This window comes from Pseudomonas sp. ICMP 460 (assembly GCF_002723595.1).
In the GTDB taxonomy this organism is placed as follows: Bacteria; Pseudomonadota; Gammaproteobacteria; order Pseudomonadales; family Pseudomonadaceae; genus Aquipseudomonas; species Aquipseudomonas kitaguniensis.
Window position 1 is genome coordinate 67303 of sequence record NZ_LKBR01000017.1, and the last position, 24900, is coordinate 92202.

19 protein-coding genes and 2 pseudogenes are annotated in these 24900 nt (G+C 54.6%); 10 read left to right on the forward strand and 11 right to left on the reverse strand.

Annotated features, from left to right (window positions below):
* The first annotated feature begins 85 nt into the window (after positions 1-85).
* The 10 genes from AO240_RS14195 to AO240_RS14240 all read left to right on the forward strand — a co-directional run bounded on the left by AO240_RS14195 (position 86) and on the right by AO240_RS14240 (position 14070).
* Positions 86-1687 (forward strand): ABC transporter substrate-binding protein, encoded by a 1602-nt coding sequence (locus AO240_RS14195; protein WP_099237004.1) that lies wholly within the window; start codon positions 86-88, stop codon positions 1685-1687.
* Between the two features lie 258 nt (positions 1688-1945).
* Positions 1946-3574: an ABC transporter substrate-binding protein gene (locus AO240_RS14200; protein ID WP_099237005.1), complete on the forward strand. Its 1629-nt coding sequence runs from the start codon at positions 1946-1948 to the stop codon at positions 3572-3574.
* Positions 3575-3880: 306 nt separating this feature from the next.
* Positions 3881-5485: an ABC transporter substrate-binding protein gene (locus AO240_RS14205; protein WP_058414370.1), complete on the forward strand. Its 1605-nt coding sequence runs from the start codon at positions 3881-3883 to the stop codon at positions 5483-5485.
* 170 nt (positions 5486-5655) lie between these two features.
* Positions 5656-7053, forward strand: coding sequence for an OprD family porin (locus tag AO240_RS14210; protein WP_099237006.1), 1398 nt, complete (start codon positions 5656-5658; stop codon positions 7051-7053).
* Positions 7054-7133: 80 nt separating this feature from the next.
* Entirely contained in the window at positions 7134-8732 is a 1599-nt protein-coding gene (locus tag AO240_RS14215) for an ABC transporter substrate-binding protein (protein ID WP_099237007.1), read from the forward strand.
* A gap of 73 nt (positions 8733-8805) precedes the next feature.
* Positions 8806-9816 (forward strand): ABC transporter permease subunit, encoded by a 1011-nt coding sequence (locus AO240_RS14220; RefSeq protein WP_058414409.1) that lies wholly within the window; start codon positions 8806-8808, stop codon positions 9814-9816.
* A 10-nt stretch (positions 9817-9826) separates the two neighbouring features.
* Positions 9827-10738, forward strand: coding sequence for an ABC transporter permease subunit (locus AO240_RS14225; protein WP_099237008.1), 912 nt, complete (start codon positions 9827-9829; stop codon positions 10736-10738).
* A gap of 10 nt (positions 10739-10748) precedes the next feature.
* Positions 10749-11717 (forward strand): ABC transporter ATP-binding protein, encoded by a 969-nt coding sequence (locus AO240_RS14230; protein ID WP_058414374.1) that lies wholly within the window; start codon positions 10749-10751, stop codon positions 11715-11717.
* On the forward strand, positions 11717-12688 hold the full coding sequence (locus tag AO240_RS14235; protein ID WP_099237009.1) for a peptide ABC transporter ATP-binding protein: 972 nt from the start codon (positions 11717-11719) through the stop codon (positions 12686-12688). The genes AO240_RS14230 and AO240_RS14235 overlap by 1 nt, the downstream gene beginning before the upstream one ends.
* 245 nt (positions 12689-12933) lie before the next feature.
* Positions 12934-14070 carry a hypothetical protein gene (locus AO240_RS14240; protein WP_099237010.1) on the forward strand — a complete coding sequence of 379 codons (1137 nt, stop codon included), beginning with the start codon at positions 12934-12936 and terminating at the stop codon, positions 14068-14070.
* Between the two features lie 87 nt (positions 14071-14157).
* Here the strand turns inward: AO240_RS14240 and AO240_RS14245 are convergent, their stop codons facing one another.
* The 11 genes and pseudogenes from AO240_RS14245 to AO240_RS14285 all read right to left on the reverse strand — a co-directional run.
* Positions 14158-14415 carry a hypothetical protein gene (locus tag AO240_RS14245; RefSeq protein WP_099237011.1) on the reverse strand — a complete coding sequence of 86 codons (258 nt, stop codon included), beginning with the start codon at positions 14413-14415 and terminating at the stop codon, positions 14158-14160.
* A 96-nt stretch (positions 14416-14511) separates the two neighbouring features.
* Positions 14512-14769, reverse strand: coding sequence for a hypothetical protein (locus AO240_RS14250; protein WP_099237012.1), 258 nt, complete (start codon positions 14767-14769; stop codon positions 14512-14514).
* A 403-nt stretch (positions 14770-15172) separates the two neighbouring features.
* A complete protein-coding gene (locus tag AO240_RS28370) occupies positions 15173-15493 on the reverse strand; it encodes a hypothetical protein (RefSeq protein ID WP_143505373.1) in 321 nt (106 codons plus the stop codon).
* Positions 15494-15629: 136 nt separating this feature from the next.
* On the reverse strand, positions 15630-15887 hold the full coding sequence (locus AO240_RS28375; protein WP_143505375.1) for a hypothetical protein: 258 nt from the start codon (positions 15885-15887) through the stop codon (positions 15630-15632).
* Between the two features lie 201 nt (positions 15888-16088).
* Positions 16089-16775: a permease gene (locus AO240_RS14255; RefSeq protein ID WP_099237013.1), complete on the reverse strand. Its 687-nt coding sequence runs from the start codon at positions 16773-16775 to the stop codon at positions 16089-16091.
* A 101-nt stretch (positions 16776-16876) separates the two neighbouring features.
* A pseudogene (locus tag AO240_RS14260) lies at positions 16877-17629 on the reverse strand (hypothetical protein).
* 500 nt (positions 17630-18129) lie between these two features.
* On the reverse strand, positions 18130-18879 hold the full coding sequence (locus tag AO240_RS14265) for a hypothetical protein (RefSeq protein WP_099237018.1): 750 nt from the start codon (positions 18877-18879) through the stop codon (positions 18130-18132).
* 298 nt (positions 18880-19177) lie between these two features.
* Positions 19178-19921 (reverse strand): hypothetical protein, encoded by a 744-nt coding sequence (locus AO240_RS14270; RefSeq protein ID WP_099237014.1) that lies wholly within the window; start codon positions 19919-19921, stop codon positions 19178-19180.
* Between the two features lie 20 nt (positions 19922-19941).
* Positions 19942-23421 carry a T6SS effector BTH_I2691 family protein gene (locus AO240_RS14275; RefSeq protein WP_099237015.1) on the reverse strand — a complete coding sequence of 1160 codons (3480 nt, stop codon included), beginning with the start codon at positions 23419-23421 and terminating at the stop codon, positions 19942-19944.
* Complete coding sequence (locus AO240_RS14280; protein WP_099237016.1) at positions 23421-24299, reverse strand: DUF4123 domain-containing protein; 879 nt, start codon at positions 24297-24299, stop codon at positions 23421-23423. Before AO240_RS14280 ends, AO240_RS14275 begins: the two co-directional genes overlap by 1 nt.
* Positions 24296-24900, reverse strand: a pseudogene (locus AO240_RS14285) (type VI secretion system tip protein VgrG); the annotation flags it as partial. The gene AO240_RS14280 and the pseudogene AO240_RS14285, both read right to left, overlap by 4 nt.

The window sequence follows — 24900 nt, forward strand, 5'->3', positions numbered from 1 at the left end:
TTTCTGCGCCCCCTGAACGGCGGTAACCTCGGTGACCGTCGTTTTTGTTCAGGCCATATATAGGCCTGCCATTTCAGGGGTCTCCATGGAAAGAATCGCGTTAAAACCGCTCCTCCTCGCAGCAGGCTTGATGGCATTCATGCCGATGGCCCACGCCGCCAGCACCTTGGTCTACTGCTCCGAAGCCAGCCCCGCCGGCTTCGACCCCAGCCAGTACACCAGCGGCACTGATTTCGATGCTTCGGCCGAAACCGTGTTTAACCGCCTGACCCAGTTCAAGCGTGGCGGCACCGAAGTCGAACCTGGCCTGGCCACACGCTGGGATGTATCCAACGACGGCCTGACCTACACCTTCCATTTGCGTGATGGCGTCAAGTTCCACACCACCGACTACTTCACGCCTACCCGCGACTTCAACGCGGATGACGTGCTGTTCACCTTCAATCGCCTGCTGGATGCCGACAGCCCGTTTCGCAAGGCCTACCCGTCCGAGTCGCCGTACTTCACCGACATGGGTTTGAACACCACGATCAAAAATGTCGAAAAACTTGACGAGCACACCGTGCGTTTCAACCTGAACAACGTCGATGCCTCGTTTGTGCAAAATTTGGCGATGAGTTTTGCCTCTGTGCAATCCGCCGAATACGCCGCCAAACTCTTGAAAGAAGGCGCCGCCTCGGACATCAATCAAAAGCCCGTGGGCACCGGGCCATTTGTGTTCAAGCGTTACCAGAAGGACTCGCAGATTCGCTACGTCGCCAATAAACAGTACTGGAAACCCGACGATGTGAGGCTCGACAACCTGGTGTTCGCGATCACCCCGGACGCCGCCTCGCGCTTGCAGAAACTCAAGGCCGGCGAATGCCAGGTCAGCGGTTACCCACGCCCCGCCGACATCGACGTCATGAAGCAGGACCCGAACCTGCGCGTGCTGCAACAAGCCGGGTTCAACCTCGGCTTTCTGGCGTACAACGTGACCCATCCGCCACTCGACCAGCTCAAGGTGCGCCAGGCGCTGGACATGGCCATCGACAAGCCGGCAATCATCAAGGCGGTTTACCAGAGCGCCGGGCAATTGGCGCAGAACGCGTTACCACCGGCACAGTGGTCTTATGACCCGACGATAAAAGACGCACCTTACGACCCCACCAAGGCGCGGGCGCTACTGAAAGAAGCAGGCGTTGCACCCGGCACCACGATCAACCTGTGGGCGATGACCGTACAACGCGCTTCCAACCCGAATGCACGCATGTCGGCACAAATGATCCAGCAGGATTGGGCGAAAGTCGGCATCAAAGCCAACATCGTCAGCTATGAGTGGGGTGAATACATCAAGCGCGCCAAAAACGGCGAGCACGACGCGATGATTTATGGCTGGACCGGCGACAACGGTGACCCGGATAACTGGCTCGGCGTGCTCTACAGTTGTGCCGCAATCAAGGGCAGCAACTACGCCAAGTGGTGTAACCCCGAATACGACAAACTGGTACAGCAAGCGAAGGTCAGCAGCGACCGCGACCAGCGCATCAAGTGGTATCAACAGGCGCAGAAAATTCTTAAGGAACAGGTACCTATAACGCCTATTGCGAACTCCACAGTGTTCCAGCCACTTCGAAAGGAAGTACGTGACTTCAAAATCAGTCCATTTGGACTGACGCCGTTCTACGGTGTCAGTCTGGATAAGTAACAGCTACGCCCCAACCGAGTGCGCAACGAACCTCGGCTGGGCCTTTTCGGTGCGCCTGACGCACCGAAAAAACCCTCTATATATATGCATTTATGTACAAACTTTCATAAATGCGACATTCCTGTACGTTCGTACCACACTTTCAGCCTCGTAACGGTTCAGCATCTTGCAATGGGTATGGCCCCTGCATAAGTATCCGCAGGCCGACTCACGAGGTCGCCCTCACCATCAAAAATGACAACAAATCATGAGGCCAACATGCTCAAACACGCAGTCCTTCCGCTCTTAGTGAGCGCTGGCCTTATGGCCGCAGCTCCTTTCGCCCACGCGGCGACTAACCTGGTGTTCTGCTCCGAAGGGAGCCCGGCCGGTTTTGACCCAGGCCAGTACACCACCGGAACAGACTTCGATGCTTCGGCCGAAACCATGTTCAACCGTCTGACCCAGTTTGAACGCGGCGGCACCGCTGTGATTCCTGGGCTGGCGACCAACTGGGACGTGTCCCCGGACGGCCTGACGTACACCTTCCACCTGCGCGACGGCGTGAAGTTCCACACCACCCCGTACTTCAAACCGACCCGTACCTTCAATGCCGATGACGTGCTGTTCACGTTCAACCGCATGATCAACAAGGACGATCCGTTCCGCAAAGCCTACCCCACCGAGTTCCCGTACTTTACGGACATGGGGATGGACACCAACATCAAGAACATCGAGAAAGTCGATGACCACACCGTCAAGTTCACCCTTGGCACCGTGGACGCGGCTTTCATCCAGAACCTGGCCATGAGCTTCGCCTCGATCCAGTCCGCCGAATACGCAGGCCAGCTGTTGAAGGAAGGCAAAGCCGCCGATATCAACCAGAAGCCAATCGGTACCGGCCCGTTCGTGTTCAAGAGCTACCAGAAAGACTCGAACATTCGTTACACCGGCAACAAGGATTACTGGAAACCTGAAGACGTGAAGATCGATAACCTGATCTTCGCCATCACCACTGACCCGTCGGTGCGTATCCAGAAGCTCAAGAAAAACGAATGCCAGGTCACCCTGTTCCCGCGTCCGGCCGACCTTAAGGCGCTGGGCGAAGACAAAGACCTGAAACTGCCGCATCAGGCTGGTTTCAACCTGGGCTACATCGCGTACAACGTCATGGACAAGGTCAAGGGCAGCGACCAGCCTAACCCGCTGGCTGACCTGCGCGTGCGTCAGGCACTCGACATGTCGGTGAACAAGCAGCAGATCATCGACTCCGTGTATCAGGGCGCAGGCCAATTGGCGGTCAACGCCATGCCGCCGACCCAGTGGTCGTATGACACCACCATCAAAGATGCCAAGTTCGACCCCGAGAAAGCCAAAGCGCTGCTCAAGGAAGCGGGCATCAAAGAAGGCACCGAGATTGTTTTGTGGGCCATGCCGGTTCAGCGTCCGTACAACCCGAACGCCAAGCTGATGGCTGAAATGCTGCAAAACGACTGGAAGAAGATCGGTCTGAACGTAAAAATCACCAGCTACGAGTGGGGCGAGTACATCAAGCGCTCCAAAGGTGGTGAGAACCAGGCCATGATCATTGGCTGGAGCGGCGACAATGGTGACCCGGACAACTGGCTGAACGTGCTGTTCGGCTGCGACTCGCTGGCCGGTAACAACTTCTCCAAATGGTGCGACAAAAAATTCGACGGCATCGTGAAAGAAGCCAAGGCCACGTCGGATGTCGCCAAACGCACCGAGCTGTACAAGCAGGCGCAACATATCCTCAAAGATGCAGTCCCGATGACACCTATCGCGCACTCGACGGTGTATCAACCCATGCGCAATAACGTGCAGGACTTCAAGATCAGCCCATTTGGCTTGAACTCCTTCTACGGCGTTAGCGTAAGCGGCAAGTAAGGAACATTGACGGCGACGTTTCATAACGTCGCCGTTATTGCATCCGCCCAGGCCCCAGGAAACAGGCCACAGCCTCATTCATTACTTTTCCTACAGTAATGAACTGCGACTTGCGGCTCCATTACCTACAAGGTCAGTCAGTTTTGACGCATTTACTGCACGCTCCGCGACCCATAACGTCGTAGGACAGCAGAGGCTTCATTCTGAGAAAGGCACTTGCTGTGTGTGGGATCAGTGATGTCTCCCTGTGCGAATGACAGGGTGATGGTTCGCTGGTGACAACTACAAACAAGGATCGGGATCGTCATGCGCCATACCACCGTTCTATCCGCAATTTTTGGCACCAGCCTTTTGGCTGCGGCCACGATGGGCCAAGCCGCCGACAAGCAGAGCCTGGTGTTCTGCTCCGAAGGCAGCCCGGCAGGTTTTGACACTGCGCAGTACACCACCGCCACCGACAACGACGCGGCCGAGCCGTTATACAACCGCTTGGTTGAGTTCGAAAAAGGCGCGACCAATGTGGTACCTGGGCTGGCAACCAAGTGGGATATTTCGCCAGACGGCCTGACTTACACCTTCCATCTGCGCGAAGGGGTGAAGTTTCACAGCAACAAGGAGTTCAAGCCGACACGCGACTTCAACGCCGATGATGTGCTGTTTACCTTCAACCGCATGCTTGACCCCGAACACCCGTTTCGCAAGGCCTACCCCACTGAGTTTCCGTACTTCAACGGGATGAGCCTGAACAAGAACATCGCCAAGGTCGAGAAAACCGACCCGTACACCGTGGTGATGACCCTGAACACGGTTGACGCGGCGTTTGTGCAAAATATCGCCATGAGCTTTGCCTCGATTCTGTCGGCCGAATACGCCGAGCAATTGTTGAAAGCAGGCAAAGCCAGCGACATCAACCAGAAGCCGATCGGCACTGGGCCGTTCGTGTTCCAGCGCTACCAGAAAGACTCGCAGATCCGTTACGTGGGCAACAAACAGTACTGGGACCCGAGCCGCGTGAAGCTCGACCAGCTGATTTTTGCGATCAACACCGACGCGTCGGTGCGCGTGCAAAAGCTCAAAGCCGGCGAGTGCCAGATCACCTTGCACCCACGCCCGGCCGACGTCGACGCGCTCAAGGCCGACCCGCACCTGCAGCTGCTGACCAAGCCTGGGTTCAACCTCGGCTACATCGCCTACAACGTGCGCCACAAACCCTTCGACCAGCTCGAAGTGCGCCAGGCGCTGGACATGGCGGTGAACAAGCAGAGCATTCTCAACGCTGTTTACCAAGGCGCGGGGCAACTGGCGGTGAATGCCATGCCACCGACGCAGTGGTCCTACGATGACACCATCAAAGACGCCGCCTACAACCCGGAAAAAGCCAAGGCATTGCTCAAGGCTGCCGGTGTAAAAGAAGGCACCGAGATCACCCTGTGGGCGATGCCGGTGCAACGGCCGTATAACCCCAACGCCAAACTGATGGCCGAGATGCTGCAAAGCGATTGGGCCAAAATCGGCCTCAAGGTCAAGATCGTCAGCTACGAATGGGGCGAATACATCAAGCGCACCAAGAACGGTGAGCACGATGTAAGCCTGATTGGCTGGACCGGCGACAACGGTGACCCGGACAACTGGCTGGGCACGCTTTACAGCTGCGACGCCATCGGCGGGAACAACTACTCGATGTGGTGTGACCCGGCGTACGACAAGCTGGTCAAGCAAGCCAAAGTGGTCACCGATCGCGAACAACGGACTGTTCTGTACAAACAGGCGCAACAATTGCTTAAGGCACAGGTGCCGATTACTCCCATCGCGCACTCGACGGTTAACCAGCCGTTAAGCGCCAAAGTCGAAGGTTTTAAAGTCAGCCCGTTCGGCCGCAATGTGTTCTCGGGCGTCAGCATCACACCCTAATAAATTAACCGGATTGTGGAGAGCGATGTTCACTCTCCTGCAAACGTGCAGCCATTTGTTGGGAAATTTCCCACGGCAAACGTTTGCAAAGGCTTGAGCGAGTTACACACCCAATAGCCGGTTCACCTAATAAGACCGGCATTAAAAAGAGAACCAAAGGAGCTTCACCCATGAAACTGAGCAGCAAAGCGCTTCTGGCCCTGGCCATCAGCTCCATCACGGCAACTGCCTACGCTGAAACGCAGAGCCAGGACTTCGTACCCACCACCTTGGCCGCCAGCAGCGCCCAAAGCGAGGCCAAAGGCTTTATCGACGGTCAAAGCCTGGGCGGCACGACGCGTAACTGGTTCTCCAACGAACAGCGGTTCCGCGGCGGCAAGTTCACTTACCAGAAACACGGTGAAGCACGTACTGACGCCTACCGTACCAACTGGCTGCAGGGCACCATCCTTAACTACTCCTCGGGCTTCACCCAAGGCACCGTGGGCGTGGCAACCGAAGTTGCGGCTTACAACGTAGTGGCGCTGGACCAGAGCAAGCGTGACATCAAGGGCGGTTCCAACCGCACCCTGGCTGACTCCGACGGCGATGCAGTAGGCCAGTGGAGCAAACTGGGCTTGGCCAACGTCAAGTTCCGTGTGTCGAACACCACCTTGACCGCCGGTCGCCAGAACTTCAGCAGCGGCATCATCGACACCATCGGTAACCGTGCCCTGCCGTCGAGCTTTGAAGGTTTTGCGCTCAACAGCGAAGAGTTCAGCAACCTGTCGTTCCAGGGCGCTTACTTCGATCGCGTATCGCCGCGTTCCGAGCAAAGCCTGTCTAAATTCCGTACCGAGTACAGCACCAACGGCGTGGAAACCGACCACGTGTACACCGCCGGTGTGAACTGGCAGCCATTCAAAAGCCTGAAAACCAGTGCCTTCGGCGCTCAAGTCAAAGACTTCTGGAACCAGTACTACTTCGGCGCTACCCATGAATTGGGCGATAGCCAAGTGCTGAGCCTGACCACCGGCCTGAACTACTACAAAACCGTCGACGAAGGCAAAAAGTTGATGGGCAAGATCGACAACGACACTTACTCGCTGTCGTTCGGCCTGACCCACCAGGCTCACAGCCTGACCTTCTCGTACCAGGCCGTGAACGGTAACGAGTACTTCGACTACCTGCACGAAACCAACGGTATCTACCTGGCCAACTCCCTGACGTCTGACTTCAACGGTCCGAACGAGAAGTCGTTCCAGGTTGCCTACGGCATCAACATGGCCGAATACGGCGTACCAGGCCTGAAGTTCAACATCTACTCGGCACGTGGCTGGGGTATCGACGGTACTCACTACACCGGCAACGGCGGCGTAGTCGGTAAAGGGTACGACGGTATCCAGTCCCAGGACGGCGAGAAGCACCAGGAATACGGCGTAGGTTCGTCGTACGCGATCCAGAGCGGCCCGCTGAAAGCGACCACCGTTCGTGCAACGTACGTAACGCACCGCGCCAGCGAAAACCAGTCTGACGGCAACCTGCGTGAGTTCCGTCTGGTTACCACCATCCCGTTCAACATTCTTTAATTAGCACCAGGTAAACGGCGGGCTCAGGACGAGCCCGCCGTTCACGTTTGTCTGGTCCCATCGATTGCAGAGGGCTCTGAATGAAAATGCTCCCGTTACAAGCTGCCATTGCCGCTGCGCTGTTGAGCGTGGCGATCGGCGTTTCGGCCAAACCCTTGGTGGTCTGCACCGAAGCCAGCCCGGAGGGTTTCGACCCGGTCCTGTACACCACGGCCGTGACCGCTGACGCCGCTGCGGAAACCGTGTTCAACCGCTTGGTCGACTTCAAGCCCGGGACCACCGAAGTGGTGCCTGCCCTGGCCAAAGACCTGCCGGAAATCAGCGCTGATGGGCTGACGTATACGTTCCACCTGCGAGACGACATCAAGTTCCACACCACCGACTACTTCAAACCCACGCGCAACCTGAACGCTGATGACGTGCTATGGAGTTTCCAGCGCCAGCTGGACCCAAACCACCCTTGGCACAACAAGTCCAACGTGGGCTACCCGTACTTTGAAAGTATGGGCTTCAAGGAACTGCTCAAAAGCGTGACCAAGACCGACGATCACACCGTGGTCTTCACCCTGAGCCGTCCTGAAGCACCGTTTTTGTCCGACCTGGCCATGGCGTTTTCCTCGATCCACTCCGCCGAATACGCCGACCAGTTGCTCAAGTCCGGCAAAACCGACGACCTCAACGCCAAGCCAATCGGCACCGGGCCGTTCATCTTTACGCGTTATGCCAAAGACGCCCAAGTGCGTTTCAAGGCCAACCCGGACTACTTCCGTGGCAAGCCGCCGGCTGATCCGCTGATTTTGGCCATCACCACCGACAACAACGTGCGCCTGCAAAAGCTCAAGGCCAACGAGTGCCAGATCGCGCTGTACCCAAAACCCGATGACGTGCCGAGCGTAAAAGCCGACCCGAACCTGAAGGTAGCGGAACTGGCGGCAATGACTACCGCCTATACCGCCTTGAACACCACGCACAAGTACATGAGCGACGCGCGGGTGCGCCACGCCATCAACATCGCGTTCGACAAGTCCGGCTATAACACTTCGCTGTACGGCAAAGGCAACGCGGTCGACGCGACCGGCCCGTACCCGCCAACGCTGCTGGGCTTCAACGACACGCTGAAAAACCCGCCACGTGACCTCGACAAGGCGCGCGCCTTGCTCAAGGAAGCCGGCGTACCGGAAGGCACCGAGTTCACCCTGTTCACGCGTAACGGCGGCGGCCCGACCAACCCTAACCCGATGCTCGGCGCCCAGCGCATGCAGGCGGATCTGGCGCAGATTGGCTTGAAAGTGAACATCAAAGTCATGGAATGGGGCGAGATGCTCAAGCGCGCTAAAAACGGCGAGCACGACATGGTTTCCGCTGGTTGGGCGGGGGACAACGGGGACCCGGATAACTTCCTTACGCCGAACCTGAGTTGCGATGCAGCGAAAAACGGCGAAAACTACGCGCGCTGGTGTAACAAAGAGTTTCAGGACTTGATCGACAAAGCGCGCGCAATTGCTGAACCCGCCCAGCGCGCTGCACTCTATGAACAAGCACTCGACGTTTTCGGCAAGGACCAACCATGGATTCCCATGGCTTACCCGAAAATGTTCACCGCCATGCGCAAAAATGTCGAAGGTTTTACCCAAAGCCCTCTGACCACAAATAACTTCGCCACCACCCAGGTGAAGTAATAAGAGACGCTCGGCACCGTCGACATTGACGGTGCCGAACCTGCCTAACCGGCTGATTGAGGTACACAACACGATGTTTAGTTTTATTGCCCGCCGACTGGGGTTATTGATCCCCACGTTTTTCGGCATCACGTTGCTGACGTTTGCGTTAATTCGCATGATTCCAGGCGACCCCGTAGAAGTCATGATGGGCGAACGCCGCGTCGACCCCGAGATGCACGCACAGGCAATGGAACGGCTTGGCCTTAACAAGCCGTTGTATGCGCAATACTTCGACTATGTAGGCAAGCTCGCCCAAGGCGACCTCGGTGAATCCCTGCGCACCCGCACCAGCGTGTGGACCGAATTCACCGCCCTCTTCCCGGCGACCCTGGAACTGTCCATGGCCGCCCTGTTGTTCGCCGGTATCCTGGGCCTGTTGGCCGGGGTGATCGCGGCCTTGAAACGAGGATCCCTGTTCGACCACGGGGTGATGGGCATCTCCCTCGCGGGATATTCGATGCCAATATTCTGGTGGGGCTTGATCCTGATCATGTTCTTCTCGGTAAGCCTGGGCTGGACCCCGGTTTCCGGGCGTATCGACCTGCTCTACGACATCGAGCCGCGCACCGGCTTCATGCTGATCGACACGCTGCTGGCTGACGAGCCCGACGCGTTCTTTGACGCCCTGCACCACCTGATTTTGCCCGCCATCGTGCTCGGCACCATCCCGCTGGCGGTGATCGCGCGGATGACCCGTTCGTCAATGCTCGAAGTACTGCGTGAAGACTACATCCGCACCGCCAAGGCCAAAGGCCTGTCGCCGGCGCGCGTGGTGTTCGTGCACGGCCTGCGTAACGCGCTGATCCCGGTACTCACCGTGGTCGGCCTGCAAGTCGGCACGCTGCTGGCCGGTGCGGTCCTGACCGAAACCATCTTCTCGTGGCCCGGCATCGGCAAATGGCTGATCGAAGCGATTGGCGCACGGGACTACCCGGTGGTGCAAAACGGCATCCTGCTGATCGCCTGCCTGGTGATCCTGGTGAACTTCGTCGTGGATGTGCTCTACGGCTTCGCCAACCCACGCATCCGTCACCAGCGCTGAGATCATGACCATGACCACACCTACGCAAGCGGTAGCAGTCGATCAAAGCCTGCTGTACCCGTCCCCTTACAAAGAATTCTGGCAAGCCTTTTCGAAGAACAAAGGCGCGGTTGCCGGCCTGTTATTCATGATCATCATCGTGTTTTGCGCACTGTTCGCCCCTTGGGTGGCACCGCACAACCCGAGCGAGCAATACCGCGACTTCCTGCTCACCCCGCCGTCGTGGCTGGAAGGCGGGCAGATCCAGTTTCTGCTCGGCACCGACGAACTCGGCCGTGACTTGCTCTCGCGCTTGATCCAGGGCTCGCGCCTGTCGTTGCTGATCGGCTTGTCATCGGTCGTCATGTCGCTGATTCCGGGCATCCTGCTGGGCCTGTTCGCCGGCTTCTTCCCACGCATGCTTGGCCCAACCATCATGCGTTTGATGGACATCATGCTGGCCCTGCCGTCGCTGCTGCTGGCAGTTGCGATTGTGGCGATCCTCGGCCCTGGCCTGATCAACACCGTGATCGCTATCGCCATCGTGTCCCTGCCGTCCTATGTGCGTCTGACCCGTGCTGCGGTGATGGGCGAACTGAACCGCGACTACGTGACGGCCGCGCGCCTCGCTGGCGCTGGCCTGCCACGCCTGATGTTCGTCACCGTGCTGCCCAACTGCATGGCCCCGCTGATCGTTCAGGCCACCTTGAGCTTCTCTTCGGCGATCCTCGATGCCGCGGCGCTGGGCTTCCTGGGCCTTGGCGTACAACCGCCAACCCCTGAGTGGGGCACCATGCTGGCGTCGGCCCGTGACTACATCGAACGCGCCTGGTGGGTAGTGAGTTTGCCGGGTTTGACCATTTTGCTCAGCGTGCTGGCAATCAACTTGATGGGTGACGGCCTGCGCGATGCGCTGGACCCGAAACTCAAGAACGCCGCCTGAGGAGATTCCCATGTCACTGTTAGAAATCAAGAATCTCAATGTGCGCTTCGGCGACAAAACCGCCGTGCCGGTGGTCGATGGCCTCGACATCAGCGTCGACAAAGGCGAAGTACTGGCGATTGTTGGCGAGTCTGGCTCGGGTAAATCCGTGACCATGATGGCGCTGATGGGCCTGATCGAGCACCCCGGCATCGTCACCGCTGACGCGCTGAACTTTGACGGCAAGGACATGCTCAAGCTGAGCAACCGCCAGCGCCGCCAAATCGTCGGCAAAGACCTGGCGATGGTGTTCCAGGACCCGATGACCGCGCTGAACCCCAGCTACACCGTGGGTTTCCAGATTGAAGAAGTGCTGCGCCTGCACCTGAAAATGTCCGGCAAGCAAGCGCGCAAACGCGCCATCGAACTGTTGGAAAAAGTAGAAATCCCCGGCGCTGCAAGCCGTATGGATGCCTACCCGCACCAATTGTCTGGCGGCATGAGCCAGCGTGTCGCAATCGCCATGGCGATTGCCGGCGAGCCGAAACTGCTGATCGCGGATGAGCCGACCACTGCGTTGGACGTGACCATTCAGGCGCAGATCATGGAGCTGTTGCTGGCCCTGCAGAAAGAGCAAAACATGGGCCTGGTGCTGATCACCCACGACCTCGCCGTCGTGGCTGAAACCGCCCAGCGCGTGTGCGTGATGTACGCCGGCCAAGCCGTCGAAGTCGGCCAGGTGCCGCAGTTGTTCGACATCCCGGCGCACCCGTACAGCGAAGCGCTGCTCAAAGCGATTCCTGAGCACAGCCTGGGCGCCACGCGCCTGGCCACGCTGCCGGGCATCGTGCCCGGTCGTTATGACCGCCCGCAGGGTTGCCTGCTGTCGCCGCGCTGCCCGTATGTGCAGGAATCCTGCCGTGCGCAGCGCCCCGGCCTTGATCCGAAAAGCCACAGCCTTGCGCGTTGCTTCTACCCCTTGAACCAGGAGGTGGCGTAATGGCCGTCGTTCTTACCGCCCGCGACCTTACCCGTCACTACGAAGTGTCCCGTGGCCTGTTCAAGGGCCATGCCCTGGTACGCGCGCTTAACGGTGTGTCGTTTGAACTGGAAGCCGGCAAGACCCTCGCCGTGGTGGGCGAGTCGGGTTGCGGCAAGTCCACCTTGGCGCGTGCGCTTACGCTGATTGAAGAGCCGTCTTCGGGCTCCTTGAAAATCGCCGGCCAGGAAGTCACCGGCGCCGACAAGGCCCAGCGCAAGCAACTGCGCAAAGACGTGCAGATGGTGTTCCAGAGCCCGTACGCCTCGTTGAACCCACGCCAGAAAGTCGGTGACCAACTCGGCGAGCCGCTGTTGATCAACACCAACCTGTCCGCCGCCGAACGCCGCGAGAAAGTCCAGGCGATGATGAAGCAAGTGGGCCTGCGCCCCGAGCACTACCAGCGCTACCCGCACATGTTCTCCGGTGGCCAGCGCCAGCGGATCGCCCTGGCCCGCGCGATGATGCTGCAACCTAAAGTGCTGGTAGCGGACGAACCGACCTCGGCCCTCGACGTGTCGATTCAGGCGCAGGTGCTGAATCTGTTCATGGACCTGCAGCAGGAATTCAACACCGCCTACGTGTTCATCTCCCACAACCTGGCGGTGGTACAACACGTCGCCGATGACGTGATGGTGATGTACCTCGGCCGCCCGGTGGAAGTCGGCCCCAAGGAAGACATCTACGCGCGCCCGCTGCACCCGTACACGCAGGCGTTGCTGTCGGCCACCCCGACCATTCACCCGGACCCGAACAAGCCGAAGATCAAGATCGTCGGCGAACTGCCCAACCCGCTGAACCCGCCGTCTGGCTGCGCGTTCCACAAACGCTGCCCGTACGCGACCGCGCGTTGCAGCAGCGAAGAGCCGCAGTTGCGTGCGTTGGATAACCGCCAGGTGGCATGCCACTACGCGGAGCAGTTTGTGGCCTGACCCGTAACAAAAATGCGCCGGGGTAAACCCGGTGCATGACACGTGCTCTACAGCCCTTCCCGTCAGGTTGCGCATCAGCCTGGCGGGAGGGGCTTTTTTTTGCCTATCACCACGGTTTACCAGTGATAAAAACCGTTCACTATTCGAAAGCAATCTAACAACCTGTCAGTTCTCACAGTAGCCGTGAAACCCTATCTGCCTTTTGATGAGCCCACGACTTTTATCCAACGGATGGGTAGGCGCTCATGACCACCTTCACGGTTTTTTTCTGCGGCACCGGCTCAACTAAATTTGATGACAGCAACGCCAGCTACTGGAACGGCGAACTGATCTCAACACTCGCGCAAAATACGCAAAGCCTCAGTAAAGAGTTCGCCGAATGGATTGTTATCGACGGGCCCGGCAGCGGCAACTTGCAAGCGGATGAGATGTTCACAGCGTCAGGTAATTACCTCCAAGTAAAGGGCGCGGCCCTGGGTTACGGCTGGGAGGAAAACGTGACCCACGCCATGAATATTCTGAAAGGAAGCTTCACCTGGCAACGGGAAAAACTAACCGAAGAAAACTACAACCAACTGCAAAAAGCCGGCATCCCGATTGAAGACGTCAAGGTGATCGGCAGTTGGTACTGGCGCACCTACGATTACGGCACGCGCAAAGTCACGCAGCAGCAGTTGCAAGAGCAAATCATCAAGACCTTTCGAAAAGACGGCATCATTCCCACCCAGGTCAACCTGGTGGGTTGGAGCCGCGGCGGGATCAGTTGCCATATGCTGGCCAATGCGATGCTCAACGACACTGCATTAAAAAATGTGCCAGTTAATATCTTTGCGGTCGACCCTGTTCCGGGGGCTCTGAACTTCCAGCAGAGCCGGGTAAAACTCGGAAGCAACGTGAAAGAGTACGTGGCGTTCTACGCCAGGGATGAGCGCTCCATGGGGTTCGCATGCGTGGTGCCCGACTGTGACAACGCAACCAACATGCACATTTACCCAATGCCCGGGCGCCATGCAACGTTAGTGGGTAACGCTGCCCCCGATGGCAATCAAGGGGCCAAGGTGTATGCACAACCCGGCCAGATTGTTCGCCACTTTGCGGAAGTTTGCCTGACTCGTTGGGGTGTGCGCCTGGAGAAGAAACTCAACCTCACGCCTACCCAAATAAATGAATCGCTCAACGCAATGAAAAACGACTTGAACGGGTATGTGACGATGCGCAAAACGGTTTACACGACCTATGCCGAAACAGCCGGCGAGCGCGACATATCTCTCGGCAGCGAAGGTATTAAATTTACCGCAGCAAAAGGCACCCGCTATACCCCAGAGCCAGGGCTTTCGACAGAACACATCCTGAGCTACGACTACTTTGACGCGATCAGCTGATTGAGAGCCATCAGCAGACTCGCGTTATCCCGCCCTTCCCGTCAGGACGCATGACAGCCTGGCGCGAAGGGCGGTTTGCAGGTGGCCTTACGTATCACTGTCGCCTTGATCCGCATCGTCGTCCGGCGTCTGCTGGTCGTCGTCGTCCTTGCTGCCACCCTGGTCTTCGTCGCCGGCCTCGGATTCCGACTTGGCCAGCTGCAGGCCCTTGCCCTGCACCGTCTGCGCCGCCGAGAAACCCGCCTGGCTGCCCTGCGCCGGGTTATGCGCCCAAGCCGTCGACATCCCCAACGACAACAGCACCAACGCCTTCATCAACATCACTACCCGTTGAAAAATACTCATGGTCGATTCCGCCCAGTCAGTAGATGAATCCCGCACGACAGCGGTTTACCGTCGCCAGGTTAAACGCTAGCCCCAATGCCCGAATTGCGCCAGACCTCACGTGTCACCGTCGTCATACGTTTCACTGTCTTCGCCTTCGTTGTAGGGGTTTTCTGCATCCTCCTTGGGCGCAGGCTGAACTTGCGGTTGCCAGCCACCGGAATTCACCTCGTTCTGCTTTCGCTTGGTGACCGGACCGGTGTCTTTCCAGGCAGGCGCGCCTGCGGCTGCCAATGCCTCGGAGGGCGCCCAGGCGGTGGAAAGTCCCAAGGCTCCCAGAAGCATCAAGTGGATGATGCGTTGAGTTGTACGCACGCTGGTCTCCTGTTCCGTCGGTGAATGGGTGTGGTAGAGGAAACGCTAGACCGGATGTGGGGTTTGCGCCAATTAACTGCGCAGATGCTGTTGGTGGTTGGCTTGTACGTTGCGCAGTTGACAAGGCGGCCGGGGTAACCGTTGTTTTAAAGTCAGGCAAGGAGCCCCCATGGCTTTCGGCCTTAAGGATGATGTGCTGACTTTTTTCAAAATAATACGCGCGACACGCTGTGCGGCTCGTATGGCTTGCCAAGCGCAGGTCGAAACGCTGATCACGGGGTCGTTCGCCAACCTGCAATAGTCTTGCTGGCAGGCCACGCCGCGAGGTTCAGGAACATCGTCTATTCATCGCCGAACCGTACGGGGTACTGTAATTGGATCTCTAGCTACTGCAAGACATGGCCTACCAATTCCAACTTTTTTCTTCATATTTTGCGCTTGCTGGAAGAAGGGGTTTGATTGCAGAAATGTAGTGATCAAGAAGTTTTTTATTAGGAAAGCGGGCTTCAAATCCTACCGTCGGGTTCGTGCGATGTGTAACAACCATCAATCGCTTAGTGTCTATAGTCACCGAATTGTACTCAAGCCATGGAGAGCTTTTAATATACTTGCTTTCATTTTTCCAGCCGAGGAGAAGCTTTGCCGATCCAAGCGCTAACGCGGCAGGCCCAACCAAAAACGCTGGTGATTGTGTATAGATCGCGGCACCGACAAATAGAAGCATTGTAAAAATCGCTAAAGCCTTAAAAAAGGCGCTGAAGCCTTTGGGTAATATAAAAAATATTCAACTTCCACCGAATACTTAGTCATTGTGTAGCTGAATACGGTTTTTTGGCGTGATATCAATATAAAGACAAAAGTTAAGGCGTATAAAAAAAGCATGCCGCAAATAAACCCGGTATGTAACCTGGAAGGTTTTTACAAGCTATAATTGTTAAAATTAAATTCATTGCGGTTGCGCCAGCAATCAGCAAAAACTGAACTCTCATATTTTCTCTTGGCGGGGCACTTACAGCTTTTGCATTCCAACTCATGAGTACATCCTCAGCGCTATAAGCACTGGTGCATAGCGGCTGGCCATCAAGAGTTTCTGCTCTGCTCATTTCTGTGCTTGCCATGGTTTTGGATTACCTTATTACGCTATGAGTAACATCGTAGCCGTGTCAAGACTTGAGGATTTTACTTGCCGCTCCTTACTGCCCAAGCCGTCCTTAAGTTTTAAGGTTAAACGTTGTAGGCAAAGGTCGATCAGCAGCATACCATCGCGCAAGCGTCTTATGAACCGCAATAAATATGTAAATATCTATTTTTGGGCTAGGCTAATAAGGCCAGCTTTTCTTTGTGTATATAACAGAAGTCGACAGGAGTGGCTCAATTATGGATAGATATCGATTAAGTAACTCTATATTTGAAAATCGAGCTTCAAACCCAACTGTTTGATTTTTACGATGCGCTATGATCATCAGACGCTCGTTATCTATAGTAACAAAATTATATTCTTCCCAGGGGCAGCCCTTTAAGAATTTTTCTTCGCTCTTCCAGTTCAGGAGAATTTTTGCAGACCCGAGAGCAATTGCCACAGGTCCGATGAGAAAAAGAAAGGATTTCGTGAAAAATGCAACGACTATAAATAATAAAATAACAGAGACGGCGATGATTTTAAAAAAATATCTAGATGAATCTGAGAAGTGCAACCGATATTTTATCTCACCTGACCTTGAAGTTATTCTGTAGTGATAGTGTGTTTTTTGTCGAAGGGCAAATATACTCAAGTAAATGACTAGTCCGTACCCAACAAAATAAAGCGTAATGAGTTCGTAAATTGCACTCGGCAAACGGGCCCACATTATCCATGTCATATACGCGCAAGCAATGGTTGCGCAAAGAAGCAGGTAGGTCTGTGACTTAATGATTTCTCGCTTGGGCACTGCAATTGTCGTCAACTCCCAACCCAATAACGATTTTTCTTCGAGAGGAATGTATTTTTCATCAACTTTTTCAGTCATGTGTTTTCTCCAGTCGTCATACTCTTTGTGACTACCCATTTCGTTATCCCTCCGCTGGCATTAATTTTTATTAATACGGCTCAAGGAAGGGTGCATATTCACTAGTCGGTGCTCATAGGAACATTAACCTTAGTTTTGACAAATGGTACATCTGGAGACAAGTAAAGCTTAATAAAATTTGCTATATTTTCTTTTTGTTTTCGCTTACAAAAAATATTGAGACTCCAATTAGTTTTGAAGTCATTTCCCTCTTGAGTGACACTGTACTTTAAGTCAACCACTTCCCTGTTGGTGGCAATAGCAAGCTGAGTGATTTCTTCCCACCTGTAAGCGTAGTGATGGTATTGAGTATGCATCTCTTAGTAGCTCTTGGAGTGTGCCATTGACAAATACATCAATCCCATGCCGCCTGGCCCTATGAGTGCGCCGATCAAAAAAGTCGGATCAATAGTTGCCAGGTAAATAAACACAATTGCCGTGATACCGGAGAACCACTTTAAGAACGTCAGTGCCCACTTAGGAAAATCTTTCCATTCACAGTGTTCCACCCCCGACCGAGTGAAGCGATAGGCGAAATTCATTCGCTGATGCGTGACACTCATAAGAACTAACATCATGAGAGAAAAGAAAAATACGCAGGACAGCGTTCGCCAAGGCTGGCTCATTCCTTCATACACTGAATACATAATTAGTGAACACCCAAATATTAACGCAGCCAAAAACAAAAACATTAAGTTAGCAACAAATGTATTATAATTTCGCGCCCGAATTGTCCAACCTAACATTTCTGGTTCGTTTTCATACTTCCATCGGAGCTGAGAAGGAAGATCAATCGACTTGCTGAAGTTGAACATCGTGAGACTCATTGAGTAATTCAAGAAGGAACCGGCAGTTTCAATAGCTGCGTGCCATTCAGCCTTAATACTATATCGTCTTTTTTCGTCAGTTTGCCGCTCAAAGCGTTATTAACTCGATCGGCCTCGCTTGAGACCCACTCAAGCGCCGATCGAAATAGATAACCACACCCGTCATTACGTTCAAGCACGCCTGCTGGATATCTAACCTCCAGCTCAAAAATTGGGCCGGCTGTCGATGTGCCAATCCATGCCTGACACACACGGTGTTGTTGTATATCATTCTAAAAAAATCTGCAGGACCAAATTTACCACCGGGGCCGCCATATAGTTAGTCAAGTAGCATCGTAGAGATTGATAATCATCAGTGTGCGCCCCCAGGACAACCAAAAATATTTAACCCTAATGGATACTTCCTAAAAACCTCAAAAAATAACTTAATGTTCGTCAACTATGGAATTAAACCTTTACCAATGTCTTCAAGAGCTGAAGCGCTGCCACTAGTCCGTGCTCATAGGTACATTAACCTTGGCTTTGATAAACGGTACGTCTGGCGACAAATAAGGCCTAATAAAATTAGCCATTCTTTCTTTTTGTTTTCGCTTGCAAAAAATATTGAGACTCCAATTAGTTTTGAAATCATTTCCCTCTTGAGTGACACTGTACTTTAAATCTACTACTTCTCTATTGGTGGCAACAGCAAGCTGAGTTATTTCGTGCCACTTGTACGCATAGTGATGATATTGAGTATGCATCTCTCGGTAGCTTTTGGAGTGTGCCATGGACAAATACATCAATCCCATTCCGCCTGGCCCTATGAGTGCGCCGATCAAAAAAGTCGGATCAATGGTTGCCAGGTAAATAAAGATAATTGCAGTGATGCCGGAGAACCACTTTAAAAACGACAGTACCCACTTAGGAAAATCTTTCCATTCGCAATGCTCTACTCCCGACGTAGTAAAGCGATAGGCAAAATTCATGCGCTGATGTGTAATTGATATTAAGGCGGTGTTTACGACTGCAAAAAACGATATAGTTAATACTCCATTGAATAACGGATCACTCTTCGCGTCTCGATATAGTAAAATAGAGCCAATTGTTATAGCGATAAAACAGAACCAAAACATTGCATTCGCCACAAAGGTATTGTAGTTGCGCGCCCGGATCGTCCAGGCTAACAGTTCTGGCTCATTTGCATACTTCCAATGAAGCTGAGGAGGTAGATCAAGCGGTTTTTTGAAGTTAAACATCGTAAGATTCATTAATTAACTCAAGAAGGAACATTCAGTTTCAATAGCTGGGTGCCATTCAGCTTCAGTACGATATCGTCTTTTTCCGTCAGTTCGCCACTGAAAGCATTATTAACACGATCAGCCTCGCTTGAGGCCCACTCTAGCGCTAATCGAAATAGATAACCACGCCCGTTCTCCAGCTCACATCCGCCATATATAAATTTAATACAGATCGCCTGTGCTAAATAATCAGCACTTAGCGAAAAATAGTGCCGCTCAGTAGCACGAAAAAAAAAATAAAAATTTAGCGTAAAAATTAATTTAAGACGTCTACTTTTTCAACGACGTAGGGAGTGCTAGATAGCAGGTTACTTTTAACAATCTGACAAACCTGCTCTTTTTGTTTTGACGTAAAAAAAACATACTGTCGCCCTATAGTCATATAAATAGAGTCTTTCTTCGGCACTTTATACTCAAGTTCTATCATAACTCTATTGGTGGCCTCTGTGGACTTTGTAAGCTCTCTCCAATGTAAGAAGTAATGGTGGTATTCTGTATGCATCCGTTGAAAATTCTTGGAACTTGCCATCGAGAGGTATATCAAACCCATACCACCGGGCCCGATCAACGCTCCAATCAAGAATGTTGGATCGATGGTTGCCAAGTAGATAAAAATAATTGCAGTGACCACGGAAAACCATTTTAAGAATGTCAGTGCCCACTTAGGGAAATCTTTCCATTCACAGTACTCTAAGCCCGACTTAGTAAAGCGATACGCAAAATTCATTCGCTGGTGAGTCATGCAGGAAATTGTAAATGATATAAAAATAAAGAAGAATATGCAGGATAGAGTTCGCCAAGGCTGGCTCATCCCTGCATATACTGAATACATAATTAGAGAGCCTCCAAATATAAGCGCAACCATAAATGCAAACATTAAATTAGCAACAAATGTATTATAATTTCGAGCCCGAATTGTCCACGCCAACAACTCTGGCTCATTCTCATACCTCCACTGAAGCTGGGGAGGAAGCTCAAGTGATTTGCTAAAGTTTAACATCGCAAGACTCATTAATTAATTTAAGAAGGAACGGCAAGTTTCAGTAGCTGTGTGCCACTCAGCCTTAGTACTATATCGTCTTTTTCCGTCAGTTCGCCGCTGAAGGCATTATTAGCACGATCAGCCTCGCTCGAAGCCCACTCTAGCGCTAATCGAAATAGGTAACCACGCCCGTCATTACGCTGAAGCACGCCTGCAGGATATCTAACCTCAAGCTCAAAAATTGGGCTGGCTGTTGATGTCCCAATCCATGCCTGCCAAACACGGTACTGTTCTGTGTTCTTATATACAAAATCTGTCAGGCCAATTTTGCCGCCAGGACCATCGGGTAGCAGTCCAAGTTGCTTAGGATCTACCCAATTACCGTGGAGCAGCTGCTCATAAAAACCTGTTGCTGTAGTTTGCAGTTTGTTATCGGAAAATAAGTACTTTTTCTCAACCATCGCAGGTTGCAAGGTGATGTCTTTACCCACCAACGCTGTGGGAACTTGGATTTGAACCCAGAAGCCCAGCCACGTTCTTGGCGTACTGCCACCGCCGTAATATAAGGCTCGTCCCAATACGCTGGGCCGTTGCAAGGTCTCCAATAAGGCTTGCATTTGTTTGGGATGCCCCTCATCGCCCAGCCATTTTGATTCAGTCTCACGCCCCCAACTGCACCGGAACAGCCACAGACGCAGCCCCTCGCGCTTGTATCTGTTGGCTACCATTGTGATCATCAAGTATGCGATCCCTAAGATCGCCAAAATGATCGTCACCGGTGTAGACATAACCCAGGCAAATCCGAAAAAAGAGCCAAGGGCTGCGCCAACTAGTTGGCCTGTTGCAATAAAGGACATTCCGAAAACAACACCAAACTTCGCCCAAAGTACCGTGCTTTCTTCTTTACTGGTGGCGCCGCCGGCATCCTTGGAAATCTGCCAAGCCTCCAGTCCCGCCGCAATAGCCCCTAACGCCGCCCACGTCACCGTGCGCAAAATCAGACCTTTCGAAGCCGCTGCCATTTCGTTGGCAACAGTGGCTTTGGCGCTATTTCCGGTAGCCGCAGCGTCTTTTGCTTCTGAAAGCCAACTTTTATAAGACGATTGAGCCAAGCTGCGAGTCTTTTGGCCCACCTCAGCCATCATCCCCCCCGCCCGACTCCAAGCCGGCCCCACCCACAACGCCGCTATCGCATTCGCCGCATACCCAGCATTCGCACCCACCGTACGCCACTCATCCGCTGAGAACTGACCATCGTTGTATGCCTTATTCGCACTATTAAACACGTTCCACACATTCAGGCCTACCAGCAAAACGGGCAGCGCGTTACCCAGGTTCTGGTTCATCCAGGCACGGGTGCGGTCCAGGTAGGCATGGGTTCCCGTCAGTTTCAATTGCGCGATGACTTCTGATTGTCCGAGGTCGGCGAGCCATTGATTTATCGTCGGTAGCCCTGCATTCAGGCGCGTGCTGCCGGATGCCTTGGCGACGATTTGATTGGGGCGTTCCAGCATCAGGTTTTTAAGTTGGGCTTCGTGGGCTTGTAATGAAATGCGCGCGGAGCGTTGATCATGCGGCGTGCCGGGGCGATGGACGATGCGTTTGTCGCCGTCTATCTTTTTCTGCAGGGTTGCAACCTTCAGCGCCCAAGCCTGGAAGTCGCGCTGGTAGGTCGGGTTGAACACCAGTTGGGTAGCGCTGGAAATTTCGGTAGAAATTAATACTTGGGGCACGGCGAGCAGTAGCCCCAGTTGTTGCTTCATCGCCGGTAAAAGCAGGCCGCTCAGCCCGTGCCAAGCGTCTTTGGCTTGGTTGTTGGCGACTTTGATCAGGGTGGTCATGGCGGCTTTTGCGGCGTCGCTCATGGCCTTGTAAAGCTTGCTGTTCTTGACGAGTTCCAGGTCGAACACCGCTTTGATTTCCCCTGTGCGGGTAGCGAGGCTGGTGGCATCGCCTGCCGACGTGGGCGACAGCGCGGCAGAACCGCCATCGCCTTCGCGGCCCTGGTCGTCGAGGTTACCGGTGGTGCTGAAGTTGTGCGTCACCTGCTTGATCAAGTTGGCAACGTGCGGGTTGAAGTTGAACAGCGCAAGGCCGAACAGTTTGGTCGGTTTTTTCGCCTGCTCGCACAACCACGTTTGCCCGGCCTGCGCGTTGCCCAATGCGGTGTAAAGGGCGTGGGCGGTTTCGAGCAACTGAGTCGCTTGCTCTTCGTTGCAGGTGTCGTGGTAAACGGCCTCGGCAGACGGGCTCAGTTGGTCGAGCCATGTGAGCAAGTCTGCTTCGCTGCGCTGAATATGTTGCTGCAACTGCAAGGCCTCACGCGTGGTTTGGCTGAGGTACTGTTGCACCTCATCGAACCGCACATCCTCACGCCAGAGGCGCTTGGCGTTCCACTCCTCGACAGCGTTTTGCCAGGCAGTGTGTTCCGGCAGTTTGCCCCACTTGGAAGTGAACAGTGTTTGCGACGCGCTGATTATCGAGGCGGCGCCCATCTCCACCAAGGGGGCTTCAATGCCAGACACCAGGTCCTTGCCGCGCTCTACTTGATCATTGGTGCTGAGCAGCGCGTACAGATCGTCGGTATAGGCTTGCCGCTGAATCGGGTCTTTGATTGATGACGGAATCAGCGCGTCGGTATTCAGCCCACATAAATTCTGCACGGCAAATGCGCTTTGCAGTTTGTGTTGGTGCAGCGCTTCGAACTGGCTCTGCTCCATCAGCCGCCCGATCAGGTTCATGTTCAAGTCGTCGACCAGCGCCAGAGGGTCATCCAGCGCAACGAAGAGCGCCGTGTCCTGCGCCGGAACTCTGCCGCGCACCAGTGCCTCCTCGAAGGCCGGCTTGAACGGTGCGTCAGCCTCGGTTGCCTGGGTCGGCAGAAGAGTGCTGGTGAAGGTCGGGGCTTTTTCGCCGGCAACCAGAATGTCCGCCACACTTTTGCCCAGCTCGGTGATGGCTGCCCCGTGGCTGACTTTTGCCTGCGTACAGTACGTCGGCAGATCGACCTTGCGCATCCATTGCGTTTGCTCGGTGGCGCGGCTGCGCATCAACTCGCACATGCGCCAGGTCCATTGCACAGGTGAGTAGGCGATGCGCAGTTGGCTGTTGCGGGGGTACGTCAGATAGGGTTGTGTGGTGCCCGGATTGTTGCGGACGTCTTTATTCAGCTGGCCGTCGGTCCATGTGTGGCGCGTGAGCATTTCGCCCTTGACCTGATATTCATGGAAGGTTTTTTCGGTGCTGTTCCACACATAAATCCAGCCATCGCGCAGTTGGCGCAAGGTGTAGCTGCGGCTCTTCAAGGATGGCAGCGTACCGCCCGACCAGTTGGACGGCAGCGGGTTAGGTCCCTGAGCACTGCCTTTTTTCGGTGACTCGTCCAAGGCGTATCGAACCGGGAAAATCGCCACTTCCCCTTGCATCAACGGGCACTGCCCCTTGGCCATCGAGGTGTTCTGGAACGCCTGGTTACGGTTGGCCTGTTTCAGTTGAGCGGCTGTGGCGGGCTGCGTCATCACACTTCCTCGTCGATTTCGATGGCCAGGCAATCGTTATCCATCTGCTGGATACGTAACTCTGGAGCCAGCTTGAGTGCTACGGCGGTGCTGGCAAGCCATTGCTGATAGGGCGAATTGGGGCGAACCGTAAACCCGGTGCCCCAGCGCAAGCTGTACTCAACCCAAATGGCCAGGCTGCGCTCGCTGGACAGGCCCCAGGTGTCGGCCTCATCCAGCCGTTGATCGAACCACTGCGTGCGGCTGACCGGGTCTAACTTGGCCATCCGTTCTGGGTGACTCTGTTCGAAACTTTGGTTCAGGCGCTCCATAAATCGCCAGCGCGCAGCCTGGTCGAGTGCAGCCAACTGAGCCTCTCCCAATTGGGCGTAGGTATTCACCCATTCAGGAGGTGTTGCACCACGCAATACACTTCGCCATTCACAGGACTGCGCAAGCTCCCATGAATGCGGTATTTGGGGAATATGCCACGCCTCAATCGGCCCCAAGACGGCATCCAGGTGCTCGCCCTGATGACTGCCCAACCAGTAACGTGTCACCAACGGGTCGGCAAACCGCAGTAACCCATTACCCCCCAGCACATCCGGTGGCGCGATAAAACGCCGTAGGTGCGCTGCAACACTGGGCATAGGCGCGCGGCTGTAAAGCAGGCTGGCATCGGCTTGCTGAAAGGCACTTTGGCAAATGTCATTGATGAGCGCGGATGAGCCCTGCAGCGATACCAGAATGGGGCCTACATCATGCAGTTCTTGCCAGCGCGTGCCGATGTACAGCGGGACGATATCAAGTGGTTCGCCGCGCTGGTACAAATGTTTAATCGCGTCGGGCCGCAACACACCGTCGATCAGCACAAAGTTGGCGGGTGAAGGGTTATTCACTTCGCACGGTCCTTCTCGGTCTGTTCCTTCGCAGCCTGCTCACAGATCTCACAGCGCGGCGTTGCACGCATTAACGCTTGCCGCTGCGCCGGCACCAACAGTTGACCCGGCACATCCGCATCCGCCTGTTTCAACGGCCCCGGCAACAGCGGCGCCGCCGGTGTTCCGCTGCCAGGGCTGCCACCGGTATTCACATTCACCACCGGCCCGCTGAACACCACGCCGCTGCCATCAATCTTGATAAAACTGCCACCGGCCTTGAGCGTCAGCTCACTGCCGGCTTCCAGCACCACCTTCAAGCCGCTGCTCAGGTGAATCTCCTGGCCCGCCTCAACGAACTGCCCGGTGCCGATTTTGACGTGCTGGTTCACCGCAACCGTCAGGTGGTCGTCTGCGCGCGCTTCAACTTTGCGGTCGGCGTAGACGGTGTGGTGTTCCTCGGTCTTGAATTCGCTGTAGGTGTTGGCTTCAACGGTGTCGTGGCGTTCGTTGCCGACCCGGATTTTTTGGTCGTGCTCGATGTTTTCATCCCAGTCGCGCTGGGCGTGCAGGAAGATTTGTTCCTGGCCTTTTTTGTCTTCGATGCGCAGCTCGTTAAAAC